The sequence below is a fragment of the Bifidobacterium sp. LCP19S3_E9 genome (assembly GCF_052121135.1).
GTDB classification, from domain to species: domain Bacteria; phylum Actinomycetota; class Actinomycetes; order Actinomycetales; family Bifidobacteriaceae; genus Bifidobacterium; species Bifidobacterium thermacidophilum.
The window spans coordinates 69,981-96,540 of record NZ_JBQKEV010000007.1 but is presented as its reverse complement, the minus strand read 5'-3'; the positions used below and the strand labels follow the sequence as shown (position 1 = coordinate 96,540).

Annotated in this window: 20 protein-coding genes and 1 tRNA gene; 12 read left to right on the top strand and 9 right to left on the bottom strand. The window is 61.0% G+C overall.

The window, feature by feature from the left end; translation table 11 throughout:
* Window positions 1-40: 40 nt before the first annotated feature.
* The 3 genes from ACTQYB_RS05325 to ACTQYB_RS05315 form a co-directional block, all read right to left on the bottom strand.
* Window positions 41-937 (bottom strand): sugar ABC transporter permease, encoded by an 897-nt coding sequence (locus ACTQYB_RS05325; RefSeq protein ID WP_441482383.1) that lies wholly within the window; start codon window positions 935-937, stop codon window positions 41-43.
* Complete coding sequence (locus tag ACTQYB_RS05320; protein WP_033507069.1) at window positions 934-2,340, bottom strand: carbohydrate ABC transporter permease; 1,407 nt, start codon at window positions 2,338-2,340, stop codon at window positions 934-936. The genes ACTQYB_RS05325 and ACTQYB_RS05320 overlap by 4 nt, the downstream gene beginning before the upstream one ends.
* A gap of 112 nt (window positions 2,341-2,452) precedes the next feature.
* Window positions 2,453-3,718, bottom strand: a complete 1,266-nt coding sequence (locus ACTQYB_RS05315; RefSeq protein ID WP_412171371.1) for an extracellular solute-binding protein — start codon at window positions 3,716-3,718, stop codon at window positions 2,453-2,455.
* 503 nt (window positions 3,719-4,221) lie between these two features.
* Between ACTQYB_RS05315 and ACTQYB_RS05310 the strand changes: the two genes are divergently transcribed.
* From ACTQYB_RS05310 to ACTQYB_RS05300, 3 genes are all read left to right on the top strand, one after another.
* Window positions 4,222-5,832 (top strand): alpha-amylase family glycosyl hydrolase, encoded by a 1,611-nt coding sequence (locus ACTQYB_RS05310; RefSeq protein ID WP_441482384.1) that lies wholly within the window; start codon window positions 4,222-4,224, stop codon window positions 5,830-5,832.
* A 314-nt stretch (window positions 5,833-6,146) separates the two neighbouring features.
* The gene (locus ACTQYB_RS05305; protein ID WP_321046611.1) at window positions 6,147-6,890 is read left to right on the top strand and encodes an HAD family hydrolase; all 744 of its coding nucleotides are present in this window, start codon (window positions 6,147-6,149) and stop codon (window positions 6,888-6,890) included.
* A 130-nt stretch (window positions 6,891-7,020) separates the two neighbouring features.
* Complete coding sequence (locus tag ACTQYB_RS05300) at window positions 7,021-7,806, top strand: TraX family protein (protein WP_321046612.1); 786 nt, start codon at window positions 7,021-7,023, stop codon at window positions 7,804-7,806.
* 36 nt (window positions 7,807-7,842) lie between these two features.
* Here the strand turns inward: ACTQYB_RS05300 and ACTQYB_RS05295 are convergent, their stop codons facing one another.
* Window positions 7,843-8,865 (bottom strand): LacI family DNA-binding transcriptional regulator, encoded by a 1,023-nt coding sequence (locus ACTQYB_RS05295; RefSeq protein ID WP_033507078.1) that lies wholly within the window; start codon window positions 8,863-8,865, stop codon window positions 7,843-7,845.
* Window positions 8,866-9,180: 315 nt separating this feature from the next.
* On the opposite strand from ACTQYB_RS05295, the gene ACTQYB_RS05290 reads away from it, so the two are divergent.
* The 7 genes from ACTQYB_RS05290 to ACTQYB_RS05260 all read left to right on the top strand — a co-directional run bounded on the left by ACTQYB_RS05290 (window position 9,181) and on the right by ACTQYB_RS05260 (window position 17,387).
* Window positions 9,181-10,140 carry an alkaline phosphatase gene (locus ACTQYB_RS05290; RefSeq protein ID WP_441482385.1) on the top strand — a complete coding sequence of 320 codons (960 nt, stop codon included), beginning with the start codon at window positions 9,181-9,183 and terminating at the stop codon, window positions 10,138-10,140.
* Between the two features lie 555 nt (window positions 10,141-10,695).
* Window positions 10,696-12,594: a molecular chaperone DnaK gene (gene dnaK / locus ACTQYB_RS05285; RefSeq protein WP_441482386.1), complete on the top strand. Its 1,899-nt coding sequence runs from the start codon at window positions 10,696-10,698 to the stop codon at window positions 12,592-12,594.
* Window positions 12,594-13,376 carry a nucleotide exchange factor GrpE gene (grpE, locus tag ACTQYB_RS05280; RefSeq protein WP_412171369.1) on the top strand — a complete coding sequence of 261 codons (783 nt, stop codon included), beginning with the start codon at window positions 12,594-12,596 and terminating at the stop codon, window positions 13,374-13,376. The genes dnaK and grpE overlap by 1 nt, the downstream gene beginning before the upstream one ends.
* Window positions 13,377-13,612: 236 nt before the next feature.
* A complete protein-coding gene (locus ACTQYB_RS05275; protein ID WP_015451196.1) occupies window positions 13,613-14,623 on the top strand; it encodes a DnaJ C-terminal domain-containing protein in 1,011 nt (336 codons plus the stop codon).
* 74 nt (window positions 14,624-14,697) lie between these two features.
* Complete coding sequence (locus tag ACTQYB_RS05270; RefSeq protein WP_152570403.1) at window positions 14,698-15,252, top strand: heat shock protein transcriptional repressor HspR; 555 nt, start codon at window positions 14,698-14,700, stop codon at window positions 15,250-15,252.
* Window positions 15,253-15,922: 670 nt separating this feature from the next.
* Window positions 15,923-16,648, top strand: coding sequence for an HAD family hydrolase (locus ACTQYB_RS05265; protein ID WP_441482195.1), 726 nt, complete (start codon window positions 15,923-15,925; stop codon window positions 16,646-16,648).
* 46 nt (window positions 16,649-16,694) lie between these two features.
* Window positions 16,695-17,387 (top strand): MgtC/SapB family protein, encoded by a 693-nt coding sequence (locus ACTQYB_RS05260; protein ID WP_441482196.1) that lies wholly within the window; start codon window positions 16,695-16,697, stop codon window positions 17,385-17,387.
* A gap of 807 nt (window positions 17,388-18,194) precedes the next feature.
* Here ACTQYB_RS05260 and ACTQYB_RS05255 read toward each other — a convergent pair.
* From ACTQYB_RS05255 to ACTQYB_RS05245, 3 genes are all read right to left on the bottom strand, one after another.
* Window positions 18,195-18,267: transfer RNA gene (locus ACTQYB_RS05255), tRNA-Ala, on the bottom strand.
* Window positions 18,268-18,467: 200 nt separating this feature from the next.
* On the bottom strand, window positions 18,468-19,292 hold the full coding sequence (locus ACTQYB_RS05250) for a DedA family protein (protein ID WP_412171310.1): 825 nt from the start codon (window positions 19,290-19,292) through the stop codon (window positions 18,468-18,470).
* A gap of 756 nt (window positions 19,293-20,048) precedes the next feature.
* On the bottom strand, window positions 20,049-21,830 hold the full coding sequence (locus ACTQYB_RS05245) for a dolichyl-phosphate-mannose--protein mannosyltransferase (protein WP_441482197.1): 1,782 nt from the start codon (window positions 21,828-21,830) through the stop codon (window positions 20,049-20,051).
* Window positions 21,831-21,934: 104 nt separating this feature from the next.
* On the opposite strand from ACTQYB_RS05245, the gene rsmI reads away from it, so the two are divergent.
* The gene (gene rsmI, locus ACTQYB_RS05240; RefSeq protein ID WP_441482198.1) at window positions 21,935-22,852 is read left to right on the top strand and encodes a 16S rRNA (cytidine(1402)-2'-O)-methyltransferase; all 918 of its coding nucleotides are present in this window, start codon (window positions 21,935-21,937) and stop codon (window positions 22,850-22,852) included.
* A gap of 164 nt (window positions 22,853-23,016) precedes the next feature.
* Here rsmI and ACTQYB_RS05235 read toward each other — a convergent pair whose 3' ends face one another.
* Window positions 23,017-23,427, bottom strand: a complete 411-nt coding sequence (locus ACTQYB_RS05235) for a variant leucine-rich repeat-containing protein (RefSeq protein WP_239646938.1) — start codon at window positions 23,425-23,427, stop codon at window positions 23,017-23,019.
* Window positions 23,424-24,182 (bottom strand): hypothetical protein, encoded by a 759-nt coding sequence (locus tag ACTQYB_RS05230; RefSeq protein ID WP_441482199.1) that lies wholly within the window; start codon window positions 24,180-24,182, stop codon window positions 23,424-23,426. The genes ACTQYB_RS05235 and ACTQYB_RS05230 overlap by 4 nt, the downstream gene beginning before the upstream one ends.
* Window positions 24,183-24,526: 344 nt before the next feature.
* On the opposite strand from ACTQYB_RS05230, the gene metG reads away from it, so the two are divergent.
* Entirely contained in the window at window positions 24,527-26,425 is a 1,899-nt protein-coding gene (metG, locus tag ACTQYB_RS05225; RefSeq protein WP_441482200.1) for a methionine--tRNA ligase, read from the top strand.
* The last annotated feature ends 135 nt before the right edge of the window (window positions 26,426-26,560 follow it).

Here is a 26,560-nt window from a genome sequence, read left to right as displayed (position 1 = left end):
AATGCCCCGGATCCGTCCCCTTGATTGGTATTGCCGGGAATCAGCCCTTGACTGCGCCCGACATGGACTCCTGGTAGAAGCGCTGCATGACGATGAACAGAATCGCAATCGGGATGGAGACGCACACTGCGCCGGCGGCGAAGCGGGCGTACCACTGATTGATGTATTCCTTCTGCAGCATCTGCCACAGACCCAGAGCGACAGTGAAGTTGTCCTGGGTACGGGCGATTGCCTTCGCCATGACGAAGTCGAGCCACGGGGTCAGGAAGCCGATAATCGCCTGGTACACGATCATGGGCTTGCAGATCGGGATGATGATTTTGGTGAACACCTGCCACTTGGTGCAGCCGTCCAGGTAGGCGGCCTCGTCAAGCGACATCGGGATGGTGTCCATGTAGCCCTTCATGACGTAGAAGCCTGCGCCTGAACCCGCCGAGTAGACGAGAATCAGGGCGATGATCACGAATCCGCCTTCCGTCAGGCCGAAGGCCTTCAGGATGAAGTAGATGGCGATGACGGCCATGATGGACGGGAACATGCCCAGAATGAGGGCGATGTTCATGAAGGTCTTACGTCCGCGGAAGCGCAGACGGGACATGCAGAAGGACACGGACAGCACGAAGAACAGCGAGATGATGCACACGAAGATGGCGATGACCAGCGTGTTGAGGAACATGCGCGGGAAGTTCATCACGTCGGTCTCCGTGAACAGCTGCACGTAGTTGTGGAACGTGTACTTCGTCGGGAAGAACGTGCTCTGGTACGGCTGTGTGTTCTTGTTGAAGCTTTCGAGGAACACCCACACGATCGGCATGAGCCAGATGACGGCCATGACGGTCAGGAAGATGTAGGCGACGACATCGCCGGCGATACGGCGCTTGTACGAATTGCCCTTGGCCTTCTTGGCGACTGTGGTGTCAGCAGTTGGATTACTCACCGGAAGCCCTCCTCATTCTTGTACGAACCGGAGCTGCGGTAGGTCAGCAGCGAGACCACGGCAAGGACGATGAACGTCATGATGCCGATGACCGCACCCAGGTTGTAGTTGTTCTTGTCGACCGTCAGCTTGTACAGCCAGGTGATCAACAGATCGGTCTTGCCTGCGGACGCGCCGACCGGGGTCGGTTCGCCGCCTGTGAGCAGGTAGATCACGTTGAAGTTGTTCACGTTGCCTGTGAAGGTGGTGATCAGGTACGGTGTGAGCACGAAGAAGATGTACGGCATGGTCACGTTGCAGAACCGCTGCCACCAGTTGGCGCCATCGATTTCAGCCGCCTCGTACAGTTCGGTCGGCACGTTCTGGAGAATACCGGTGATCTGCATGATGGTGTACGGAATACCAATCCACAGGTTGATCACGATAACCGTGACGCGGGCCCATGTGGCGTTCGACAGCCACGGCAGCGGACCGCTGATCCAGCCCCAGCTTTCCAGCAAGCGGTTGATCGCGCCGTCACGCTGGAGCATGGTGTGCATAACCAGCAGGGATACGAACTGCGGCACTGCGATGGACATCGAGAAGCATGCGCGCCAGAAGGCCTTGCCCTTGATGGTCTTGCGCTCGATGATCATGGCCATGAACATACCGAGGAAGAAGTTCAGGAAGGTGGCGAAGAACGCCCAGATCAGCGTCCATGCGAGCACCGAGAAGAACAGCTTGGCGTTCACGTCGCCGCCGCTGTTGCCGAGCACGGTGCCGAAGTTCTTCAGGCCTACCCAGGAGAACAGGACCGTGTGGTTCTGGTCGTAGCTGGTGAATGCCATGGAGATCATGAACACCAGCGGCAGGATGGTGAAGACCACGATGCCCAGGGTCGGCAGGAACATCAGGCCGACGTGCGCGTTCTGGTCGAACAGGGAACGCAGGTCCTGGCCGATGGTGTTCGGACGCTCGCCGTTCTTGATGGCGACCTGTGCCTTGTACGCGCTGCGCAGGGACAGGGAGGCAAGCAGGATGAGCAGAAGCAGCACGAACACGCTCATGACGCCGTACAGCAGGATGATGACCGAGTTGTCGCCGGCCTGGTAGACCCAGAAGCCGTTGACCTTGACCTTGGTCTGCTTGGCGGTGCCCAGTGTTGTGAGCTTGCCCAGATAGGTGCCGCCTTTGTTGATCAGGTACAAGATGATAAGCACTTCACTGGCCAAGAACGCCAGACCCTTGACGATTTGCTTGCGGGCGAGATCGCCGAGGCCGAAGATGAAGAGTGAGAGACGTGTCAGGACATCCCCGTTCTTCCACGCCACGGAGAATCTGTATGGTGACGGCTGAAGACCATCAGAGTTGCTGCGCTTACGCTTGCGCACTCTGCGTCCCGCCGCGGCTGTCGCAGTTGTCATGCGGACGACCTTTCGATTGTTTGATGGGTACTATGCAAGACGCCCCGCCCCGCAAAGCCGGGGGCGGGGCGTCTTGCAGACACTGTTACATTATTCGCTTACGCGAGCCTGCTCACTTGGAGCTGCTGCTGGCGGAAGCGATGTTCTTGTAGCCGTCGAGCCAAGCCTGAGCCTTCGCCTGAGCGTTGCCAGCGTTCACATCGCCGTTGACGATGGCGGTGCCGAAGGTCTTGCACGGATCCCAGAAGTTGCCCATCGCGGCGATGGTCGGCTGCAGGGTCGAGGTGTTCGCGATGGTGTCGTTCTGAGCCACGGCAGCCGGATCGTTCTTGTAGGTCGAAGCCAGGGACTTGTCGGTCGGGACGATCTGACGCATGGTGTAGTGGGCCTTCTGAGCCTCGGTGGAGCCGAGGTAGGTGGCGAACTCAGCAGCAGCCTGCGGATACTTCGAGTTCGGGTTGAAAGCGACTGCCTTGGAGCCGTAGAACGCCTTCATCTGGTAGGTTTTGCCACCGGAGGTGGTGAAGGAAGGCAGCTGGGCTGCGGCGTAGTTGTCACCGAGGGCCTTCTTCACGTCAGAAGCGGACCAGGTGCCGGAGAAGATGGCGTCCACGGTGCCGTTCTGCATGGCGGCGAGGCCGGCGCCCTCGTCGTTGTCCACGACGAAGTTCGGGTTCTTGACCAGGTCAACGAGGTACTTGGTGACGTCGGTCGCGGCGGCGGAATCCATCTTCACGCCGTCCTTGGCGGTGGCGCTGTCCTTGCCGAACAGGGTCATGCCAGCGCCGGTGTAGAAGGCCGGCAGGTACCAGGAGTTACCGAGGTTGAAGGAAACCTTGCCCTTCTGGAGCATGGTGTCGAGGGACTTGATGTCGTCAGACGAGAACTTGGACTTGTTGTAGTACATGAAGTAGGTGTTGCCGGTGAACGGAACGCCGTAGATCTTGCCATCGGTGCCGGTGACGGACTTGATGACAGCCGCGTCGTCCTGCTTCTTGATCTGTGCCTTGGCGTCATCGGAAACCTCGCCGATTGCCTGGGCGTCGATCAGGGTACCGAGCTGATCGTTCGAGAACATGTAGACATCGGCTGCGGCGGACGGATCCTGCTTGACGGTCGTGCCTGCGTCACCTTCGGAGACCACTGCGTTCTTCCACGTGATCTTGTACTCCGGGTGAGCCTTCTCGAACTGCTTTTCCATGGTGGGCAGCCAGGAGCTGGACTTCGCCTGATCCTCGGACGGGCCCCACACGGTCAGCTTGATTGCCTGGGTGCTCTTCGCTGCAGTGCCGCCATTGTTGCTGGAACCGCAGGCGCTCGCTCCGAGCAGCATCGCCACAGCGGCGGTGACGCCCAGAATCTTCTTCATGTATGTCATCCTTGACCTCCTAAAATTCCGCCCCGCTTTCGCGGAGCGAGTGTGTTTTCGGTGCAGCGGTCCGCACCCGGCCTTCTGCCCCTTCGGGCTATCTGACCGGATGCACGCCCGCTCACCGAAGTGGGCGGATTGTTGCGTACCTCCGAACCACAACACAGTATACATGGATTTGCATACGTTCGCAAAAAACGATGCAAATTTCACGGTTTCGCGTGTCTTTTTGCGGTGGGGACCCGGCGAAATGATTTTGGTACAACGGTTACGGGTTGATATTATGCGGTTTTTGACTCCTTCTGAGATGTCTGCACCGTCTGCGGGTGTCGAAGTGCATCTCGTGTGCTAGCGTTTGCTGAACTACTGAACACAGTGGTGCAACAGACACAGACGGGTGCGTGCTGGTAAGGCGCATCCCCAAGCGTGCGCAGCGTCGCATACGCGGCATCCGCCCTTGTACCGGCAAGGCAAACAGGCCGGATGGCGGAAGCCAGAAAGAAGGGAACGACATGACGACAACATTCACGCGGCCGGCATGGCTGGATACAGCCGTGTTCTACGAAATCTACCCGCAAAGTTTCTGCGACACGAACGGCGACGGCATCGGCGACATTCCCGGCATCACCGGCAAGCTCGACTACATCGCCTCGCTGGGGTGCAACGCGTTATGGATCAACCCCTGCTATGACTCGCCTTTCAAGGACGCCGGGTATGACGTGCGAGACTACCGCAAGGTCGCCCCGCGTTACGGTACCAACGACGATCTGGTCGAGCTGTTCCGCCAGGCGCATGCGCGCGGCATCCACGTGCTGCTCGACCTTGTGCCCGGGCACACCAGCGAGGAACATCCGTGGTTCAAAGAAAGCCAGCGCGCCGAACGCAACGAGTACTCCGACCGCTACATCTGGACCGACAGCGCGTTCGAAGGTTACTCGATGCCGTTCATCGGCGGGGAAAGCGAACGCAACGCCACATATATCCTGAACTTCTTCAAATGCCAGCCTGCACTGAACTACGGCTTTGCGAAGCGTGACCGGCGGTGGCAGTCCTCCACCGATTCGGCCGCGGCGAAGGCTACGAGGGACGCGATGGTGGACGTCATGCGCTTCTGGCTTGGGCTCGGCTGCGACGGATTCCGCGTCGATATGGCGAACTCGCTGGTCAAAAACGACGGTGAGGACAAGCCGGAGACTATCAAGGCATGGCAGGAGATGCTCGGCACCATCAAATCCGAATTCCCACAGGCGGCTTTCGTCTCCGAGTGGGGTGTGCCCGAACAGGCCCTGGAAGCCGGTTTCGATATGGACTTCTACCTCGACTGGCGTTTCGGCGGCAATCCGAACGGCTACAACCTGCTCGCGCGGAACACGGACAATGCGCTCGACACCGCGGACGACCACAGCTATTTCAGTGCCAAGGGTGGCGGAAGTGTGCAGGAGTTCCTCAGCCAGTACATCCCGCAGTATCAGGCGATCCGCGGCAAAGGGTATTTCTGCTTCATCACCTGCAATCACGACACGCCGCGTCTCGCGCCGCGTCTGACCAAACGTGAGCAGCAGGTGGCGTTCGGTATGTTCCTGACCATGCCGGGCGTGCCGTTCATCTATTACGGCGACGAAATCGGCATGCGCTACCGCGATCTGCCGACCAAGGAAGGCGGGTACGCGCGCACCGGCAGCCGCACGCCCATGCAGTGGGACAGGTCGAAGAACATGGGATTCTCCAGCGCGGACTCGGATTCGCTCTACCTGCCGGTCGACCCGGCTGAGGATGCGCCGAACGTGGCCGAACAGGAGCGGGAGACCGATTCCATGCTCGCATGGGTGCGCGCTCTGCTGTCGTTGCGTGCCGACCATCGCGCGTTGCGGGCCAAGGCGCCGCTCGTCGTGCTCGCCCAACCCGAGCGGGGGCGGTCCTTCGCCTACTCGCGGGTGGCGGAAGACGGTTCGGAGCGTCTCGTCGTCGCGATGAACCCGGGGCTGAATACCGAAACGATCACCGTCCCCGCGCAAGGCGACAAGGCCAATGACCCGACCGTGCTGCTGTGTCTGGGCAATGCGCAGGCGCGCGGTAGCGAAGTGACCTTGGGGCCGCAGAGTTTCGTGATTGTACACGTGTGACGGTTGCCTGGTTGTTTGCGACCGTTCGGCTGTTATTGGCCGTTTGATCGTCCGATTGCGGGCGGTTGCGCAGGTCCCGGCGGTATGCTGCACGGTTCGGCCAGTGTGCCAGCGTGGTCTGGCGCATGGTGCCGTTCGGACTTAACATGCATCCGCCCGCCGTCATTCCACAAAACCGCCCATATACGCGTCATGGCATCATTGTTCTGCGTACAATGGCAGGAAAACCGGTTGAATTGAAGCGGGCCGTCACGACGTCCGTCATCTGGTGGGTACTGCAAAGCACATGATTTGGAGGAGCGAGGAGCGTGACTATGCGATACGAGGTGGTGCTATTCGACCTGTACGGGACATTGATTGACATCCACACGGACGAACAGGCGGCGAAGCCGTGGCAGGAGTTGTGGGAGTTCCTCGACGCCACGGGCGCCCATTACGATGACGCAGCCCATTTGAAGGCGAGTTTCGACCAGCTCAATGCGGTCAACGTTCAGGAAGCGCGCAAGGGCGCGGAACACCCTGATTGGGTGGAGCCAGACGTGCTTCCGGTCTTCCAGCGTTTGTATGCGGCCGGCGGTTCGATGGCTTCGCCGCAGCTCGCTGCGAAGGCCGCGTGGGTGTTCCGCAAGGCCAGTACCAGCAAGTTCGGCCTGTACCCCGGCGCCCTCGAGATGCTCGGCAAACTGCGTGAAGCCGGCATTCGCACTGTGCTCGCCAGCAATGCGCAAGCTTGCTATACGCGTCCTGAAATCGAGGTGACCGGACTGAACAAGGCCCTCGACCGCATTGTCATCTCCAGTGAGGAAGGCATGCGCAAGCCATCGCCGAAGTTCTTCCTGCGCGCGTTGGAGTACGAGTACACGACGCCTGACCGCGCGCTGATGGTCGGCAACGAGGAGCGGTGCGACATCCAAGGTGCTGCCTCTGCAGGCATCGATGGGGTCTACTTGCACACCGCGATTTCACGCCAGGACGATCCTGAAATCTGCGAACAGGCGGTGCTTTCCCTCAACGGCGCCGATTACGGTGCGCTGACCGCTTTTGTGCTCGGCGAGTGAAAACGCCGCATTTGCAGACGGCCTCCAGTACTGTATGGGATAATGTCCCCCAGTTGCCGGCGGCCGTGGCATTCAGGCCACGCCGCCGGAGTCATGGACACGACTGACGGATAGGTGGTGCAAACCGGATATGGAAGACACCGTGACGGAGGAGTACGCGGACAATCAGGCGGCGCGCGGAGGGCGTAACCGCCGGCGGGGAATGACGACATTCCGCGTGAAAACCGTCGGGTGGCTGTTTGTGCTTCTTGCCACCATCGGCACGACCATCCTGCCGTCCATGCTCGGGTATCAGCCCGGATCCGACGACATGGTCGCGATGACGGTTCTGGTCATCTGCGAAGTGGTCTCCTGGACCGCCGTGCCCCTGTACGCGTGGTTGCTGGTGCAAGGGTATCGCCACACGCATAGCGTCGTGCAATACGGGATACGTCTGCTGGCGCTCGCCATCATCTCCGAAGTTCCATACGATATGGCGACATCTGGCAAAGTCTGGGATATGAACTCGCAGAACCCGGTGTTCGCGCTGATGATCGCGCTGATCGTGATCGCGGCGGTCGACTGGGTGCGCAAGAACCTACAAGGTGTGGCGAAATGGGCTGCCATCGTGCTGGTTGCCGCCGCAGGGCTCGCCTGGGCGCTGCTCCTGCATGTCGGTCTGCGCCAAGGCATGTTCAATATGGGTGTGCTGCTCATCGGCATGGCGTTGGTGTTCTACGCGTTGGACGCGCACGAGAACACGATGATGATGACCGCAGGTGTGCTCGGGGCGGTGTTCTTCATCATGCCGGCGGTCGGCGTGGCGATGCTGCACACGCGGCGCGACGAACTGGGGTACGGCCATCCGTGGACGAAGTGGGTGTTCTACGCGTTGTACCCGGTGACGTTGCTGTTGTGCGCGCTGCCGGTGATGTGAGCTGCCGGTGGTGTGAACCGCCGAGCTGCGCTGCCGTTACTTCTTGAACACGGCGTCTGACCCGCGCAGCACCAACTGGGGTTGTATTGTCTCGTGCGGGTTGTCCAACGGTTCGTCGGCGATGAGCTTGAGCGCCTTCATGGCGGCGTTTCGTCCCATATCGCGCGGATTTTGCCGCATGGTGGTCAGATTGATCGTGTCGGCGTACGGGCTATCGTCGAAGCCGATGATTGAGTAGTCCTTCGGCGTGAAGTGGCCGTAATGCTCGAGCTTGAGCACCAGCGGAATGGCCATCATGTCCATCTGGCAGCAGATGGCGTCCGGGAATTCGTCGAGCGCAAGCAGCGCCGTGAGTGCGGAATCGGCGAACGCACGGCCGCGGGGGACGGACAATACCTGCCATTGCAAGTCGTGATTGTGCTCGGCGGCCTTGCACGCGCGTATGAATCCGCGCCCGCGGTCGTCGATGCTTGATGTGATGCCTTTGGCAGGTTCCGAGCACGTGTACACGATGTGACGGTGCCCGAGATTGATCAGATGCTGGGCCGCCATGAACATGCCCTCTTCGTCATTGATGCTGACGGAGGCGTCGAAATTCGAGGCGGACGGTGTGTTGATGCCGATGATCGGGACGTGGATGCGTTTGAGCTGTTCGACCTCGTAAGGGTCGATGGAGAACGAGTTGACGAATACGGCGTCGACGTTGCGGCGGACCGGCAGAGTGGTGAAGAACTCCTTGCGGTTCTCGGCTGTGTCGATGTGCTGAAACAGGGAGATGTCATATCCGGCATCGTGAAGGATGTCGTTGATTCCGGCGAAGACTTCGGTGTTGAACCAGCTGGTGATTTCCTCGTTCATCAGGAGCGCGACACGGTATGCCTGACCGGTTTTCAGAGCGGTGGCGGAGCGGGAGATGTTGAAGTCCAGCTTGTCCGCGGCACTGAGCACTTTCCGTCGGGTTTTCTCTGATACCAGTTCTGGGCGCGTGAAGGCGCGCGAAACCGTTGAGATGGATACTCCCGCCACTTTGGCGACATCTCGAATGCCAGCTTTTGCCATTCCTGCCCCTTTGCTTCATGCTCGTGCCATCAAGATTCAACGCTGATTCCGTCTCGCAATTGTACAGCTGTTTCATAATATTTGCAAACGTTGTCAGCTTCGGCGCCGATGATTGCGCCACCATCTTTCAAAAATCGCGAGAAAGCACGAATTCTCTGAGAATTCACCAAGAGTTGGGATGCCCCTCGACTGTGCGAACGTTGCCCGATGCTTTGCCGGCATAGCGTGCAATCGGACGGAAACCGGCCCAGCAGCAATCGGTTTGCAGATGAACGAACAGGAGCCTGCCGGTTTTCGTCGAGGAAAGGAATAGAAGTGAAACGACATGCAATCATCGCCGGGGCTGTGGCGGCCGTCACCGCCTGCAGCCAGATCGGTGAGACCGACGACCTCGACAAGGCGATCTCCGCTGCGCTGAAGAAGGTCGATCTGTCCAACACCTTGATCATCGTCACCGCTGACCACGCGCATACGAGCCAGATCGTCGGCGAGCCGCCGGCCTACGCGCTCAGCACCATCCTCAAGTCTCCGGTTGATGGCGCCCAGATCGTCGTGTCTTACGGCACCGCGACCGTCACCGATCCGGATGCGGAGGACGCTTCCAGGGGATACAACGACGGTGGCATGGAGCACACCGGCACCCAGCTGCGCATCGCGGCTTCCGGCCCCGGCGCATCTCGTGTCGACGGCTTGACGGATCAGACCGACAATTTCTACACCATCGCCAAATCCCTTGGACTCGCGGCCGATACTGACGCGCAGAACGCGCTGTCCTCCAACGCCAAGGTTTCCGTCAAGGACGGCGTGGCGAAGGTCGCCGGGTTCAACGGCGACGCAGTGCTCGGCTACCAGCTGCAAGACACGGAAACCGGTGCCGTGCTCGCCTCATCGAACGATGACACCCCGGTCTCCGGAGTGCGCGTCGCCACCGGTGAGACCACGACCATCGGCTTCAACGGCGTCAAGGGCTTCGACCCGAGCGCATCGACCTACACGCTGACCGTCACCGGCAAGCAGTCCGGCACGAAGATCGCGACCGAGTTCGGTCTCACCGGCAACGGTGCAAGCAACGTCGTGATTGCGCCGAAGACTGGTGACAAGGCTGGTAACAAGGCTGGTAACAAGGCCCGGCAAGCCGGGTTGGGCGGCGCCTTGGTGGGTGCCCTCGGCCAAACCGGTACCCGCATCCTCGGCACGGTGATGATGGCGCTTGCGCTCGCCGTCGCCGGTGGTTTGCTCGCCGCATGGCGCCGCGGCATATTCGCTCGGAAGTAAGCCCTGCGGCGGTGTCAGCGGTGGCGCCGCCAAAGAGCTCCGGCGAATGCCGCGATAACTGAATAGGGAGTCCCCGCATGTCCTTCGGTGTGTTGTGGCTGCTGCCGCTGTCCCCGGAGGGCATTCGGGTCGGCCGATTGGCTGGACTGGCCTTTCGCGGGTCGGGTTTGGCGAGTACGGCAGGCTCGAAATCATCCGGATGCCCTGTCGGGGCTCCGTGGGGAATCTCTGAATCCTTCTTCTCATATTCCTAGTGTGTGACGTCCTTCGGGGCGAACAACGCCGGCAGGTCCGCGATTGCGCGGGCGGCCGGCGTTTGTTGTTAGGGGGAGCTGGTCTGGCCCGTTTCAGGCATGCGTGTTGTTGGCTTGCTGACGGCATCGGTGTGGCTCGCTTGCATGGGCGGAAAAAATTTTCGTGACATGTGGGAATAAAAGTTGGCCATCCAAAGTTGAGTGATGTAGGCTCAAGTTTGGAAGCATCCAACGGCACGGCCTCCGGGCGGTGCCGATTGAGCGAAGACGTAGATAACAGAACAACAATAAAGGAGAACATATGGGACGCGCAGTTGGTATCGATTTGGGTACGACAAACTCCTGCATCGCAACGCTGGAAGGCGGTGAGCCCACCGTTATCGAGAACGCGGAAGGTGCTCGCACCACCCCGTCGGTGGTCGCCTTCAGCAAGTCAGGTGAGATTCTGGTTGGCGAAGTCGCCAAGCGCCAGGCCGTCACCAATGTCGATCGCACCATCAGCTCCGTCAAGCGCCATATGGGCACTGACTGGACGGTTGGGATCGACGGCAAGAAGTGGACCCCGCAGGAGATTTCCGCGCAGATCCTGATGAAGCTCAAGAGGGACGCCGAACAGAAGCTCGGCGAGCCCGTCACCGACGCCGTCATCACCTGCCCGGCGTACTTCAACGACGCCCAGCGTCAGGCCACCAAGGACGCCGGCAAGATCGCAGGCCTCAACGTGCTGCGTATCATCAACGAGCCGACCGCCGCGGCACTGGCCTACGGCCTTGAGAAGGGCAAGGAAGATGAACGCATCCTGGTCTTCGACCTCGGCGGCGGCACCTTCGATGTCTCCCTGCTGGAAATCGGCAAGGACGACGACGGCTTCTCCACTATTCAGGTGCAGGCCACGAACGGCGACAACCACCTCGGCGGCGACGATTGGGATCAGAAGATCATCGATTGGCTCGTCGGCGAAGTCAAGAACAAGTACGGCGTTGACCTGAGCAAGGATAAGATCGCGCTGCAGCGGCTCAAGGAAGCCGCCGAACAGGCCAAGAAGGAACTGTCCAGCGCCACCAGCACGCAGATCTCCATGCAGTATCTGGCCATGACGCCTGACGGCACCCCGGTTCACCTCGACGAGACGCTCACCCGTGCGCACTTCGAGGAAATGACCTCCGACCTGCTCAACCGTTGCCGCACGCCGTTCAACAACGTGCTGTCCGACGCGGGCATCTCCGTGAGCGACATCAACCATGTCGTGCTCGTCGGCGGTTCCACCCGTATGCCGGCGGTCAAGGAGCTCGTCAAGGAGCTCACTGGCGGCAAGGAAGCGAACCAGTCCGTCAACCCGGATGAGGTTGTCGCCGTCGGCGCTGCCGTGCAGTCCGGCGTCATCAAGGGCGACCGCAAGGACGTCCTGCTCATCGATGTGACCCCGCTGAGCCTCGGTATCGAGACCAAGGGCGGCATCATGACCAAGCTCATCGACCGCAACACCGCCATCCCGACCAAGCGTTCCGAGATTTTCTCGACCGCCGAGGACAACCAGCCGAGCGTGCTCATTCAGGTCTATCAGGGCGAGCGTGAATTCGCCCGTGACAACAAGCCGCTGGGCACCTTCGAGCTGACCGGCATCGCTCCGGCCCCGCGTGGCGTCCCGCAGATCGAGGTCACCTTCGATATCGACGCCAACGGCATCGTGCACGTGTCCGCCAAGGACAAGGGCACCGGCAAGGAGCAGTCCATGACCATCACCGGCGGCTCCGCCCTGCCGAAGGACGAGATCGACCGCATGGTCAAGGAAGCGCAGGCTCACGAGGCCGAGGACAAGAAGCGCAAGGAAGAGGCCGAGACCCGCAATCAGGCCGAATCCTTCGCCTACTCCACCGAGAAGCTCGTCAACGACAACAAGGCCAAGCTGTCCGACGATGTGGTCAAGGAAGTCACCGAGAAGGTCAACGCCCTCAAGGAAGCCCTGAAGGGCGACGACATCGAGAAGGTCAAGACCGCACAAAACGAGCTGATGACCTCCGCGCAGAAGATTGGCCAGGCGCTGTACGCCCAGCAGGGCGCTGAAGGTGCCGCTGGCGCCACTGGTGCAGGTGCCGCCGGTGCAGCAGGCCAGGCTTCCGGTGCGGCTTCGTCCTCCGACGACGACGTGGTTGACGCCGAAGTCGTGGACGATGACGACGACAAGAAGGACAACAAGTAATGTCCGACTTCAACAAGGACGATTACCTCAAGGACCTGCCGGATGTCGACTCGCTCAACGGCGAGGGCGCGTCCGGCCAGGCCGGAGGATCGCATGAGCAGAACGCGTCGGCATCCGCGGGCGGACAGTCCGTAGGTGCCGGCAGTGCCGCCGATCAGCCGCACGAGCAGGCATCGGACACCGCCAAGGCGGGCAGCGCAGCGTCGTCAGACGCCAAGTCTGCCGCAGATGAAGACGGCAAGAAGCAAGCCGCGCAACCTGCGCAAGATGACGCGCAGCATGCTTCCGCCGGTGCTGCCGACAACGGCAAGGACGGTGACGCCGACCATGATAAGGACGGCTCCCTGACCCCTCTGGGCCAGGCGAAGAAGGAAGCCGCCGAGTACTTGGAGGCGTTGCAGCGTGAGCGGGCGGAGTTCATCAACTACCGCAACCGCATGAACAAGGAGCGCGAACAAAGCCGCCAATACGGCATTGTGGACGTGCTCACCTCGCTACTGCCGGCGTTGGACGATATCGACCGAATCCGTGAACACGGGCAGATGGACGATTCGTTCAAGGCCGTCGCCACCAAGATCGACAAGACCTTCGCCAAATTCGGCGTCGAGAAATTCGGCGAGAAAGGCGAGGATTTCGATCCGACCAAGCATGAGGCGGTCCTGCAGAAGCCGGATCCCGAAGCCAAGAAAGAGACAGTAGACACCGTCGTCGAGGCGGGGTACCGAATCGGCGATCGCGTCGTGAGGGCGGCCCGCGTCGTGGTGTCCATGCCTCAGAACTGACCGAAGTGGCGGGAACCATACTCCCGCCATGCCGGTCGCCGTGCATCCCGCGGGTGGCGCCATACGCTTCCTGACAGATGCGGCCGACGGCCGGATATACGTTCGCCGGGCCGCGCCAGTCCAGCTCAACGGTTTGGCGCGGCCCCGGCATCAAACAAGCAAACACTACACGTGTGGAAAACAGGAGCGGAAACGCAATCACGTACCGCGCAAATCTATGGGGATTGGAGGCATAGATGGCTGAGAATGAATGGCTGAGCAAGGATTTCTACAAAGTCCTCGGTGTCTCCAAGGACGCCAGCGAAGCCGATATCACGAAGGCGTACCGCAAGCTGGCGCGCAAATATCATCCTGATCTGAACAAGACCAAGGAAGCGGAGGAGAAGTTCAAGGACATCTCCGAAGCGTACGACGTACTGAGCAACAAGGATCAGCGTCAGAAGTATGACGCGATCAGGCAGTTCGGTATGGGTGGTGCGAGGTTCGCCGGCGGCTCCGGGCAAGGCGGATTCGACGCGTCCGGATTCTCCGACATCTTCGGGTCAATGTTCGGAGGTGGTTCCGGCAACGGAGGCACGCGCATCCGGTTCTCGACATCCGGGGGCGGCCAGCCGAATATGGACGATATCTTCTCAATGTTCGGCGGCGGTGCAGGCGCCGGCGCAGGTTCGCCGTTCGGCGGGGCGCGCAGCGAATACCAGGAGACGCCTCGCCCGCAGCAGGGTGCCGACCGCAAGTCGAAGATCACCCTGACCTTCCGTCAAGCGGTCAAAGGCGCCACGGTCTCCTTGCGCGTGGACGGCAAGCAGTTCAAGACCCATGTGCCGGCGGGCGTCGAAGATGGGCAGAAGATTCGTATCCCCGGCAAAGGCAAGCCGGGACTGTACGGCGGCAAGCCGGGCGACATGTACCTCACCGTCCATGTCAAGGCGGATCCGAAGTTCTCGCTGCGTGGCCACGACATCGTCATGGACCTGCCGATCAGCGTCGGCCAGGCGGTGTGCGGCGGCAAAATCAGCGCGACGGATATTGACGGCAATGACGTGACGTTCAAGGTGCCTGCCGGTTCCTCGAGCGGCACGGAAATCAGGCTCAGTGGACATGGCGTTCCCGGGCATGACGGCGATTTGGTCGCTCGCGTGCAGATCCAGGTGCCGTCGAAGCCGGGTCTGGGCATCAAACACGCGGCGAAGGAATTCGACTCCGCGACTGGCGATTTCGTGGACAAACTCGCCGAAGGACGCTGAGACGTTGACATTGATATGTGCCGATGCGTGGCGATACGTGCGGCACATACCGACTCGTAATGAAGAGAGGAATTATGGCACGGGTGACACCACAAGTGCGCGCGCTGTACGACATGTGCGCGATAGCGCTGGTCGAAGGCCGTGCCGACCTCGATGGCGCGGACGATGTGGGTTTCGATATCGACATGCCGCTGTTCACCGTCGGGCATACCGCGCAGCTCTCGGACATGCACCCGCAGACGCTCCGGCAGTACGACCGACTGGGGCTGGTCACGCCGCAACGTACGGAAGGCGGCGCCCGCCGGTACTCGCTGCGCGACATCCACCGGCTGGTTCAGGCGCAGCGGCTCAGCCAGGATGAAGGCGTCAATCTGGCCGGTGTCGCGCGGATTCTGGAGCTTGAAGAGGAAAACCGCCAATTGCGCCGACAGAACAAACGGTTGCGTGAGCCGAAGGATTCCAGTATCTTCGCAGCTGACGCGGATGGTGGCATCATGCAAGTGAAGCGTTCACGACGTGCCCGTATGTGGCGGCGCGATATTCACGAGGACACCCGTGCATTGCCGTCAAGCGGGACGGACGCGCAACGCTCCGCATCGCGATCCATGGTCATCTGGGGGTACCGGTAAACCGTGCCCATGACCGTACCGCGGGGGAATCCCGCGTGCCGCTTACGCGTCGAATGCCGGTGACGGCCCCGGCAATTCAATCGTGCATCTACCGCATGCCCACTTGGGTGTGCGGTTTTTTGTTGTGTCTGGGCGGGCCGCAGAGGCATCGGGTGTGTAGGGGCGTTTGAGGGCGGCGCGAATCCCGGGTGGTTTCGGGAGATTGTCTTGAGATGGGCTAGTGGCTGATGATGTCCCGGTTTGGCGTGGGAGTTTGTGCAGCCATGGGATGGTGTGCGGTGATGTCCCGGATTTGTGTGGGAGTTTGTCACGGATGTGCTGATTGGGCGGTGTTCTCCCGTTTTGGGCTTCTGGGGTGCTTTTCTTGAATCGCGGATTTCCAACGTTCTTGTTGGGAGTTTGTCCGGTGGATGACCGATTCCCTGCAATCTCCCGCGCTCGATGTGGGAGTTTGTGCGGGGATTGGGAAAATCCGTCAGTTCTCCCGGAAGAATTACGCCTGCAAGGCTTTGTGCGAGGCTGCTGTCCATGCCGATGGCTCCTGCGCGCTCTGACAGCTTAACCGAACCAGCTTCTATGTGCCATATGAGAAGATAGCGACGGTGGGTTGCCCGGGCAATGTCCCGCAGGCGGCCGCGCATCCGCACGACTTTTTACAAGTGAGGCAGACATGTTGAAAGCAGTGTTCTGGGATATGGACGGCACGCTTATCGACTCAGAACCGTACTGGCATGAATCCGAGCTGCGTCTCGCGGCCGCGCACGGCGGGTACTGGGACGAGGATCTCGCTTGGCAGGGCTCCGGAACCCCCGTGCCCCAAGTCGCCCGGCAGATGATTGAACGCGGGACGGCGCTGACGGTTGAGGAAATCTCCAAAGGCATGGTTGATTATGTCGCCCAGCAGGAGCGTCTGCGCATGCCTTGGATTCCGGGCGTGTTGGATGTACTGCGCTCGCTGGCGGCGGCGCGAATCCCCTCGGTGCTGGTGACCACATCGCCGCGCAATCTTGCACAAAACCTGGTCGCGCAGGCGCCGGAGGGCGTGTTCGCCGGCTATATCTGCGGGGATGATGATGTCGCGAAGAAGCCAGATCCGGCGCCTTACCTTGCGGCAGGGAAGCTGCTTGGCATCGGGGCGGATATGATGCCGTACTGCGTTGCCGTCGAAGATTCGATGAGCGGTCTGCGTTCGGCCGCCGCATCCGGGGCGACTACCATCGCCCAGACTGGATATATGCGGGCGGATACGTCCAACGGACCGCAGTATGCGTCGATACGCGGCTATCAGGGAGTCACCACCGAAACGTTCGAACGGTTCGTGCGGGAACGTGTGGCTGGGGCGTCCGGAGCGGCTGGAATGTCCGGGGCGGCCGGGGCGGCTTCGAATCCGCGCTAGGCTTGGAATCAGGAGGTTTGCTGTCGAGTAACGCGGAGGTGACCATATGCGAGTGGTGCCGTTGTCATGGATGGATGTCGTCGCCGTCGTGGCGGCGCTGGTGTTGTGTGGTCTCATTGGTTTCGAGCGCGAGGTGCGGCGCAAGGACGCGGGAATCCGCACACATATTCTGGTCGGTCTGGGCAGCTGCCTGTTCGCCATGGTGTCGATTGAGGGTGTGCCGGCGGTCGTCGGAGCTTCTGTCACTTGGGATGCTTCGCGTATCGCCGCTCAGGTGGTGACGGGTATCGGATTCCTCGGTGCAGGCGTGATTTTCTTCAACCACGATACGATTCGCGGGTTGACGACCGCATGCGCGATTTGGATTGCGGCGGCCGTGGGCATGGCGTGCGGGGCAGGGATGTTCCCGCTGGCGTTACTGATTACGGGACTGTATTTCGTGGTGGTGCTGGCGATTGCGCCTTTTGTGGTCTGGGCGCTTAAGCGCGACCGCGACTACGTGATTCGGGTCACCTACCAGGACGGTAAAGGTGCTTTGCGTCAAGCCTTGTTGATCGCCGCGCGGCATGGGTTCGAGACGCAGGTCGTCTCCACGCACGATGTCGACGGGGATTCATGGCAGGGTGCTGCGGTCGAACTGCGGCTCGCCGGCAACAAAAGTGATCTGCACGACTGCATCGGCGATATCGCGCAAGTCGACGGCGTGCGCGACATCGACGTCCTCTCCCGCGACGACTGACGGACGGCCACGATTGGTTGATCAATCAATCAGCTAATCGATCAATCGGCCCAACGAGTCAACGCCTCCCTCCACAAACTGTCTACGCAAACTAGCCGTCTGGCGTAACTGGTTTGTGTAGTTGTGACCGCGGCGGTGCTATCGGGCTACTTCGCCGTGGTAGTTGGTGTCGGGGCGGTGGATGATGCTTCGTCGTTGGCTCGCGTGCCTGTGAATACTGAAAATCTCGAGCGATGCGCCGTTCTCGTTGAGTTTTTCAGAGAAAAGTCTGAAAATCTCACGCTCGAGGGCGGATTCCAAGAGAAATTGAGATTTCGAAGCAGGTTGGCTCCTGTTGCCGGTTCGCAAAAAGCTTGAAATATCTACGATTCTGAGTAATCAACACCGCTCGGCGGCAACCGCGAAATCTGAAAAACTCGCCGTATCTCCCTCAACGCAGAGATTTTCGGACTTTTTTCTGAACAACTCTCCCGATTGGGGCTGGCACGGGAGATATTGAGATTCCGACGCATGATGGCATCATGCAGATCGCCCTGCCGCAATAGTCGGGTAATCGTCAACGCGTCGAGAACATCGATCATGAGACGTCGTGATTGCTCTTCAGTTCCTGCTTCTGCCGACGCGGGGATGCCGTTGAACGTCGGCAGAAGGTAAGGTATGGGTAAACCGCTGGTGGATGCCGTCGTCGGACAAACCTTTGGCCGTAACCTTGATAACCCATAACTTCGACGGTTACCCCAGAACCCCGCCATCACCTCGCATGGTAAAGAAAAACCCTCCTGCGGTGGAATGCAGAAGGGTTCTTCGTGGAGCTGATGGTAATCGAAACCACGACCTCTTCGATGCGAACGAAGCGCTCTACCAACTGAGCTACAGCCCCGTGTCCGGTGATTGCTCATCGAGACAACTCACCAAAGTCTAGTACAAGATGTTGCCAAGTGCAATCCAGCACGGTGTCATAGGCGTGTTGCGTCTGATTGTGCCCGGGTTACCGGCAACCAGCCGCAACACAACAGCCGTCATGCGCAAAGTCGCCATTGCGCCAACGACGACGATGAGCCCGCCTGCGTTAGTCCTGCTTCAGTCCTGCGGCGTCGCCTCGGTCAGATCGGCGGCGTCCTTGACGGTTGCAGCGGCGATGGTTTCCGCGCTCAGCACGTCTGCCCCTGACAAGTCATTGGAAAGCATCTCAGCACCGATACCGGCGTCAGCGGCCGCATGCCGGGCTGGTTCCGCACTGCGCCCGCGCTGTTTGCCGGTCCGCGCCTTGATCAGCCCGACGAAGGTTGGCGTCAGCGAAATCAGCAGAATCGCGACAATCACCAGCTCAAAATTGTTCTGCACGAACGGAATCCCGCCGAAGAAATACCCGAGCAGCGTGAACAGGGTCGACCAGGTCAGGCCGCCCAGCACGGAGAACGGGGTGAAACGGCGCCATTTCATGCCGGAAATGCCGGAAATAAACGGCATGAACGTGCGGATGAACGGGAAGAAACGCCCTAGGAACACGGCGAGCGGACCCCACTTGTCGATCATGCCTTCGGTGCGTGCGAGGCGTTCCGGCGTCATCGCCTTGACTTTGCCGGATTCGATGATCCGCCGGCCGAAGAAATGACCGATGAAGTAATTGCATTGGTCGCCGATGACCGGGGCGGCCCACACAACGGGCAGTAGCATATTGAGCGGGAGCGCGGCCTTGCCTGTCGTCGCGTCCGCGGCGGCGAAGCACCCGGCGGCGAACAGCAGCGAGTCGCCCGGCAGGAACGGGAAGAACACCACGCCGGTCTCAATGAACACAATCAGGAAGATGAACCCCAACGTGGGCGCGACGCCCATGGCAATCCAGGATGCGATGGCCGCGCGTGGATCCTTGAGCAGCCGGATCAGAAAATCAATGAACCCCATAATATCCTTGTCGAATGTCGGATGTCGCGTGCCAACAGGCAGCGGCCGTCCGTCTGGCGGTGATACGATTGCCGTTCAAGCCTACCGCGTGCGCCCCGCGAGGTAGGGTGTACGACCGCCAGTTTCACGAGATTATCGTATAGAAACATATGACGAACCCGCGGTGAACATATGGTGTCACAAGCTGAACTCCGGCTTGGGCAAAGCGTTGATGCCGGTTTCGCCCTGAGATGCAGAATCCGTGGTGGCGCCTGAAGACACCGGCTCCGACGAGCTTGATTGGTCGTCTTATCGGGGTGACGGTACGTGAATCGCGGTAATCCTTGATAATACCCAGGCTGAATCTGGTGGTTCTGGCTGGGATGTCCACGAGAGCGGAAATCTCACAGTAAGTGATGCGGCTCGGTGCCGGGAATCGACGCAATCAGGGGGGGTGTCAAGGCGGTACGGGCGCGGACCTGCGAATCCATCAGGTTCCTGGATGAGAAGCAGTGCACGCCAGCGCGTGCTGACGGAAGCTATCCAGGCGCGGTGCAATCGGGAGGGCGCATGCCTACCGGGTAGCGTCGGCCGTGGGCGGATTTGGGATGGTATCTGGCTGTGGTGCGACTGTGTGGTCGCACGGCGCCCGGATACCGCAGGCGGCGTCTTGGCACGGCACACAGGTACCGGTTCACCGTGCGACTTGTCAGTCGCACCACACGCCGATAGGTCGGCATCGGTCGCGGCCGGTTGCTGCCGATCCCGACCGGAGCCTCAAATCCACGACTTGAACCACATGTGGCTCAGCCAGAACTCGTACGGAACGGGCATCGCCGTCCAGATCGGGTAGAAGAACACCGACACCAGCAGAATCGGCAGCAGCGTGGCCGCCAGCGTAATCCGCCATGTTCCGGCGCTGACCCGTCGGCGTACATGGTCGCCGACATAACAGATCGCGAGAATAATCCACGGCAAGATGACAATCGAGTAGAACGTGAAGGTGGTGCGGTGCAGGTATTGCGCCCACGGCAGCCACCCGCCGATGAAGCCGGCGAGCACCGCCCAGATGCGCCAGTCACCGTGCTTGACGATGGCGATGATGATCCCGATGATCACGCACAGGGAGCCAAGCCACCAAATCAGGGGATTGCCCAGGGATGTCACGGCCGCCACGCATTTGGAGTGGGGTGCCAATGAGCACAGCCCCGGATGCCCGTCAAGCTCCTGCCAGTAGAAACTGGTCGGACGTACCTGCAACGGCCATGTGAGCGGGTTCGCCTTGTAATCATGCGGCGTGTCGAGCGTGGTGTGGAACTGCCACATTTCCACGTGATATTCGGCAAACGACCGCAATCCCTCCGGCAGCCAGGTGATGCCTTGGCCGGGGTTGTTGCGCGCCCAGTCGTGCATGTACGAATCCGGGTGGATGAACCAGCCGATCCATCCGGCAAGATACGTGCCCGCCCATAGCGGGAGCATATACAGCGCGGTCAGCGGCGCGTCGCACAGCAGCCCGGTGGACAGCCAGCTGCGGTAGCCTGCGCGGTAGCGTTCCCATGCGTCCCAAATCACACTGATGACGCAGAACGCCGCCATGAAGTAGATGCCGGACCATTTGACGCCGGTCGCCAGACCGATAAGAATCGCGGCGGCGGCACGATACCAGGAGAACGCGATGACCGGGCCGCGCGCGTCAAGCAGCATGCTTTGGTTGCGTCCGGCCGTGTTGGCCGATGACGATACTGCGGCGCCGGCGGTACCGGTCGTATCGTTGGCATCGCCGCCGGCAACACCCGAATCGCCGGCTGCTGCCTTGCGCTGCGCCCGGCGTGCGTGACGGGACGTGTCCGGGACCCAGTGCGCATCCCGACGCGCGGCATCGACCGCGTAATGCGCCCGGAGCTTGACCCGCGCCCAATCGCGGTGCATCAGCAGTAAATCAAACGCGCCGAGTACGAACACCATGATGAAGATATCAAGCAGGCCGGTGCGACTGAGTGTGATGCCCACGCCGTCGACGGACATGAGCAGGCCCGCGGACAGCGCGATCGACATGTTGTTGAAGAGCCGCAACGCCACGCGGATCATGATGATAATCGCGATTGTTCCCGCAATCGCCGTACTCGCACGCCATGCGAAGGTGTTGCCGGCGCCGCCGAACAGTTTCAGCCCGAGCGCGATGCACCATTTGCCGACTGGCGGATGCACGACATATTCGGCGCTGCTCAGCCACCGGTTCGTGTCGCCTTGCGCGAACAAGGTGTTGACGGGGAAATCCAGGCTGTCGCGCGTCAAGAACTCCGGCCAGTTGCGCGGCTCGCCGGTCAGTAGCATCGTCCACGCGTCCTTGACGTAATAGGTTTCGTCAAACACCACAGCGCGTGGCTCGCCAAGCCGGATGAACCGCAGCAGGCCACCGAAGAAGGCCACCAGCACAGTCAACAGCCAGGAAACCAAACGGGGTGCGGCAGCGAGCCGCGCACGCAAGCGGAGCTGGGAGCCGCCGACGCTCGCCGACGGGCGTGTTCGCCCAGAATTCACGGAACTCAACACCATCACTCCTAAAGGTAGAGGATACTGGATATATGACCAGTGACATCGAAGGACGCCAGTCGGCGCCGCAGTCCTTACATGATAGACACCAACACGCGGAAAACGACATGTGCACGGAGACATCCGCCGGTGTGCGTGTCGAAGTACCCGCCGGGACGGTGGTACTTGCAGCCACGCCGATCGGCAATGTGGGCGACGCATCGGCGCGGCTGGTGGCCCTGCTGGAGCGCGCGGACATCGTCGCCGCGGAAGACACCCGGCGCCTGTACGACTTGGCGAACCGCCTCGGCGTGCATGTCAGCGGCAAAGTCGTCGCCTACCATGACCACAATGAGCGCAACAAGGCGGACGGGCTGCTGGACAGTGTTGAGGAGGGTGCCACGGTGCTGGTGGTTTCGGACGCCGGCATGCCCACCATCAACGATCCCGGCCTCGCGATTGTGCGCCGAGCCATCGAGCGTGGCCTGCCGGTGACATGCGCACCCGGGCCGAGCGCCGTGCTGGATGCGCTCGCGCTATCGGGGTTGCCTACAGACCGGTTCTGCTATGAGGGTTTCGTGCCGCGCAAGCATGCCGAACGTATGCAGCGTCTGCGTTCGCTGCATGCCGAGCAGCGCACCATCGTATTCTATGAGACGCCGCACCGCATTGCTGAGACCATGCCTGACCTGCTGGGGGAGTTCGGGCCGGATCGTCGGATGGCGTTGTGCCGCGAGCTGACCAAGGATTATGAGCAAATCAGACGCGGCACGATTGCGCAGATCAAGCAGTCGGTGGATGACGATCCGCCGCGCGGCGAAATCGTGCTGGTCATTGAAGGCGCGAGCGACGACGAGGCGCGGAATAGTGCGCCTTCCGCGTTGAGTGTGGAGGATCTGGCCGTGCTGTCAATAGACCGCGCGCGCGAAGACGGACTGCGCATCAAGGACGCCATCGCGCAGGTTGTACAGGAACACCCCCTGCCGGACGGCTCACTCGCCAATCGCAAGCAGGTGTATACCGCCGTGCTTGAGATGCGTTCCTGATTCGCGCGTCCCCGATTGCGCTGTTTTCGGCGCGTCCCCGGCATCGTCCGACTGTGTGCCGCTCGCTTCCGTCCGCCTCGTCTCTGTGGTAATCGGCCGTCTGCCCGTTCAGCCGTCTTGGGCAACCGCGCCCGTCCCACGTTTTGTCCATCATGCGGTCATGCTCATCCCGTGGTCTCCCCGCTCGTGGCCTCCCCGAACAGAATGTCGAACGCGTCGCGGACACCGGGCCCGCCCGCCTGTGACACATATTCAAGCAGGGCGGCATCCGCCTTGGGATTGGCGATGAGCCATTTGCGCAGATGTGGGTGCTCGCGCGCAATCAGCCACAGCGTGGACATATCGGTATCAGGGTCGCAAGCCATGCCGGGCGTAACCACCAGCGGCGGAGGCGGGGGAGACAGCACACCCGGCGCGGCGATCGGCGCGGCGCCCGGCTCCACACCCGGATGCCCCGCAGAGTCTGCAGGCGCCCATCGTTGTCGTCGCAACCGTTGCGCTGCTCCCATCGCTCCCGTCGCCTCAGCTGTCCTGTTCGGTTTGGATGTCGCCGATAAGCGTCGTCGTATGCTCATGTCGGCTCCTGTCTGCCGTCCGGCGCGCCCGCCGCGGCGGTCAGCAGCTCGCGGGCTTGCCGGATATTCGGCCAGTGTCGGCTGTCCGTATTGAAGATGGCAAGACAGTCGGCCATGCCGAATGAGTAGCGGCTCATCAGGCATCGGATGGTTCCTGCCACCTCAAGCTGTTCGTCTGACGCGTCGATCTGCACCAATGCGAGGTCACACGCGGTCCTCGCCGGCGACGTGACTTTCATCCCCCCGACCGTGATGATGTACTGACTGTCGATCTGCCGGTTGAACGGACGGATTCTGCGCCCGTGCGCCGGCGAACGGTAATGCGCGTCAGACACCACATCGATGGTTGAGGGAAAGTCCCCTCCCACCCAGATCCATGCGGCGAGCGACGCACAGGCGACCACGTTCATCGGCGATGCATGCCGGCAAATCAGTCCTCTGCCGTCAGGAGTATCGGAATGTTCCCCCAGATATACGCTGATGTCATCGAAATTGTGCAGCACGCCATAATCGGTCATACGCGTGATGCACATCGGGCCGGGCAGGCGGCATGTGCGGATGATCGGATGACCGTGCTGAATCGCGCGACGGCGTTCCGGCGTCCCCTTGCCGCCCGCACGATATCGCGCATCCCCCTCGTAATCGCCGGCGTGCCTCGATGCCGCCGGACATGATTGGTGACGCCGCTCGGATGCCTCCGGACGACGGTGAGCCTGTGCGCACCCTGGCGGTGCGTTTCCTGTCAACATAGTCATACGAGGAAAGATACCGGCGGGATTTCGCGTCGGCAACGACGTCGGACCGAAATGTGCATAACCGTGATTACCCGTTGCATGACAATCATCTGCCCTGTGGATAACTCGCGGACCGCAGAACGGATTGGCGGTATTTTGCGCAAAATTCCGATGCGGATTCCGCACGCTTGGCAAGGTTGTCGCCGTGCCGGCCCGTACTTGGTCAACGACGACCGTGTCAGACCCGTATCAGGCGTGCCAAGCGTGTGTGAGACCCGCGTGAAGCCTGTGCGGGGCACGCGTGGCGTCTGCCGCGCCCTTGTGCGCGGCTTCCTCTGTCCGCGCTGGGCCTGATAATCGGGCGTATGAGTCATATTTTGGTCAATGTTGCGTGGCCGTACGCGAACGGTCCGCGCCATATCGGGCATGTCGCCGGCTTCGGCGTCCCGTCGGATGTGTACGCGCGCTATCAGCGCATGAAGGGCAATGACGTGCTGATGGTGTCCGGAACCGATGAGCACGGCACCCCGATTCTCGTTGAGGCCGATAAAGAAGGGGTCAGCGCGCAGGAACTCGCGAACCGCTACAACCGCGTGATTGCCAAGGATTTGTGCGATCTCGGCCTGAGCTACGACCTGTTTACCCGCACCACCACCACGAACCACGAGCATGTCGTGCAGGAACTGTTCAAACAGTGCCTGAAGAACGGGTACATCTACAAGGGCACGCAGAAAGTCGCCATCTCCCCGTCCAGCGGGCGTACCCTGCCAGATCGTTACATCGAAGGCACCTGCCCGATCTGCGGCGCCGACGGTGCACGCGGTGACCAGTGCGACAACTGCGGCAACGAACTCGACCCGGACGAGCTGATCAACCCGGTCTCCAAAATCAACGGCGAAACCCCGCGTTTCGAGGAAACTGAGCATTTCTTCCTCGACCTGCCGGCGCTGGCCGAAGCGAACCTCGCCTGGCTCAAGACGCGTGAAGGTTGGCGTACCAACGTCATCAACTTCTCGCTCGGTCTGTTCAAGGAAGTCAAGCCCCGCGCCATCACGCGCGATATCGACTGGGGTATCCCCGTGCCGGTCAAGGGCTGGATTGACAACCCGAACAAGAAGCTGTACGTGTGGTTCGACGCGGTGATCGGCTACCTGTCGGCATCCATCGAATGGGCCCGTCGCAAGGGCGATCCCGAGGCGTGGCGCGCCTGGTGGAACGACCCGGAAACCCCGGGTTATTACTTCATGGGCAAGGACAACATCACCTTCCACTCCCAGATCTGGCCGTCCGAAATGATTGCTTACAACGGCGCCGGCTCAAAGGGTGGCGAGACCGGCAAGCTCGGCCCGCTCAACCTGCCGGAGCAGGTCGTGGCCAGCGAGTTCATGACCATGGAAGGCAAGAAGTTCAGCTCCTCGCGCGGCATCGTGATCTACGTGAAGGATATTCTTGCACGCTACCCGGTGGACGCCGTGCGCTACTACATCTCCGTGGCCGGACCGGAAACCTCAGATTCCGATTTCACGTGGGCCGAATTCGTGCGGCACAACAATGAGGAGCTCGCCTCCAGCTGGGGCAACCTGGTCAACCGTGTCGCCAACCTCATCTACAAGAACTTCGGTGCGATTCCGGAGCTTGACGAGGATTCGATGACCTCCGAGGACCGTGCGCTGCTCGAGGAGACATCGGCGGCCTTCGACGTGGTTGGCGGGCTGATTGAGCGCCACCACCAGAAGAACGCGCTGAACGAGGCGATGCGCGTAGTCGGCGATATCAACAAGTACATTTCCGCCACTGAACCGTGGAAGATCAAGGATGACGAGAAGCATCTCGCCACCGTGCTGCATGTGGCCGCGCAGGCCGTCGCGGACGCGAACCACCTGCTCGCTCCATTCCTGCCGCATTCCGCGCAGAAGGTGTGGGAGGCGCTCGGCGGCAAGGGCACGTTCTCGCCGCTGCCGCATATCGAGGAGGTCGAGGATCTTGATAATCCGGACTTCCACTACCCGGTGATCACCGGCGATTACAAGCTCGGTGTGAATGTGCACCCGTGGAAGAGCGAGGCCATTGACACCGGCGCTCCGGTCGCCAAGCCGAAGCCGCTTTTCGCGAAGATTCCGCAGGAAGCTGTGCAGGAGGAGCTCGATCGCTTCGAAGAGCAGCTTTCCCAGCGCAAGGCCGCGGAAGCCGAGCGTCTGGCCAAGGCGAAGGCACAGCTGGCTGAGGAAGAGGACGCTGACAAGCCGGCCAAGACGGCTGAATAATCGCCGGCTGAACAATCGCGGATTGCGTGAATCACGCGAATCAAGCGAATATGCCAGGCGGCGGGATCTGCCCTGTGGGGTGGGCCCCGCCGCTTGGTTGATTTTATGATGGTTTTCAGCCTGATATTCTGCGAA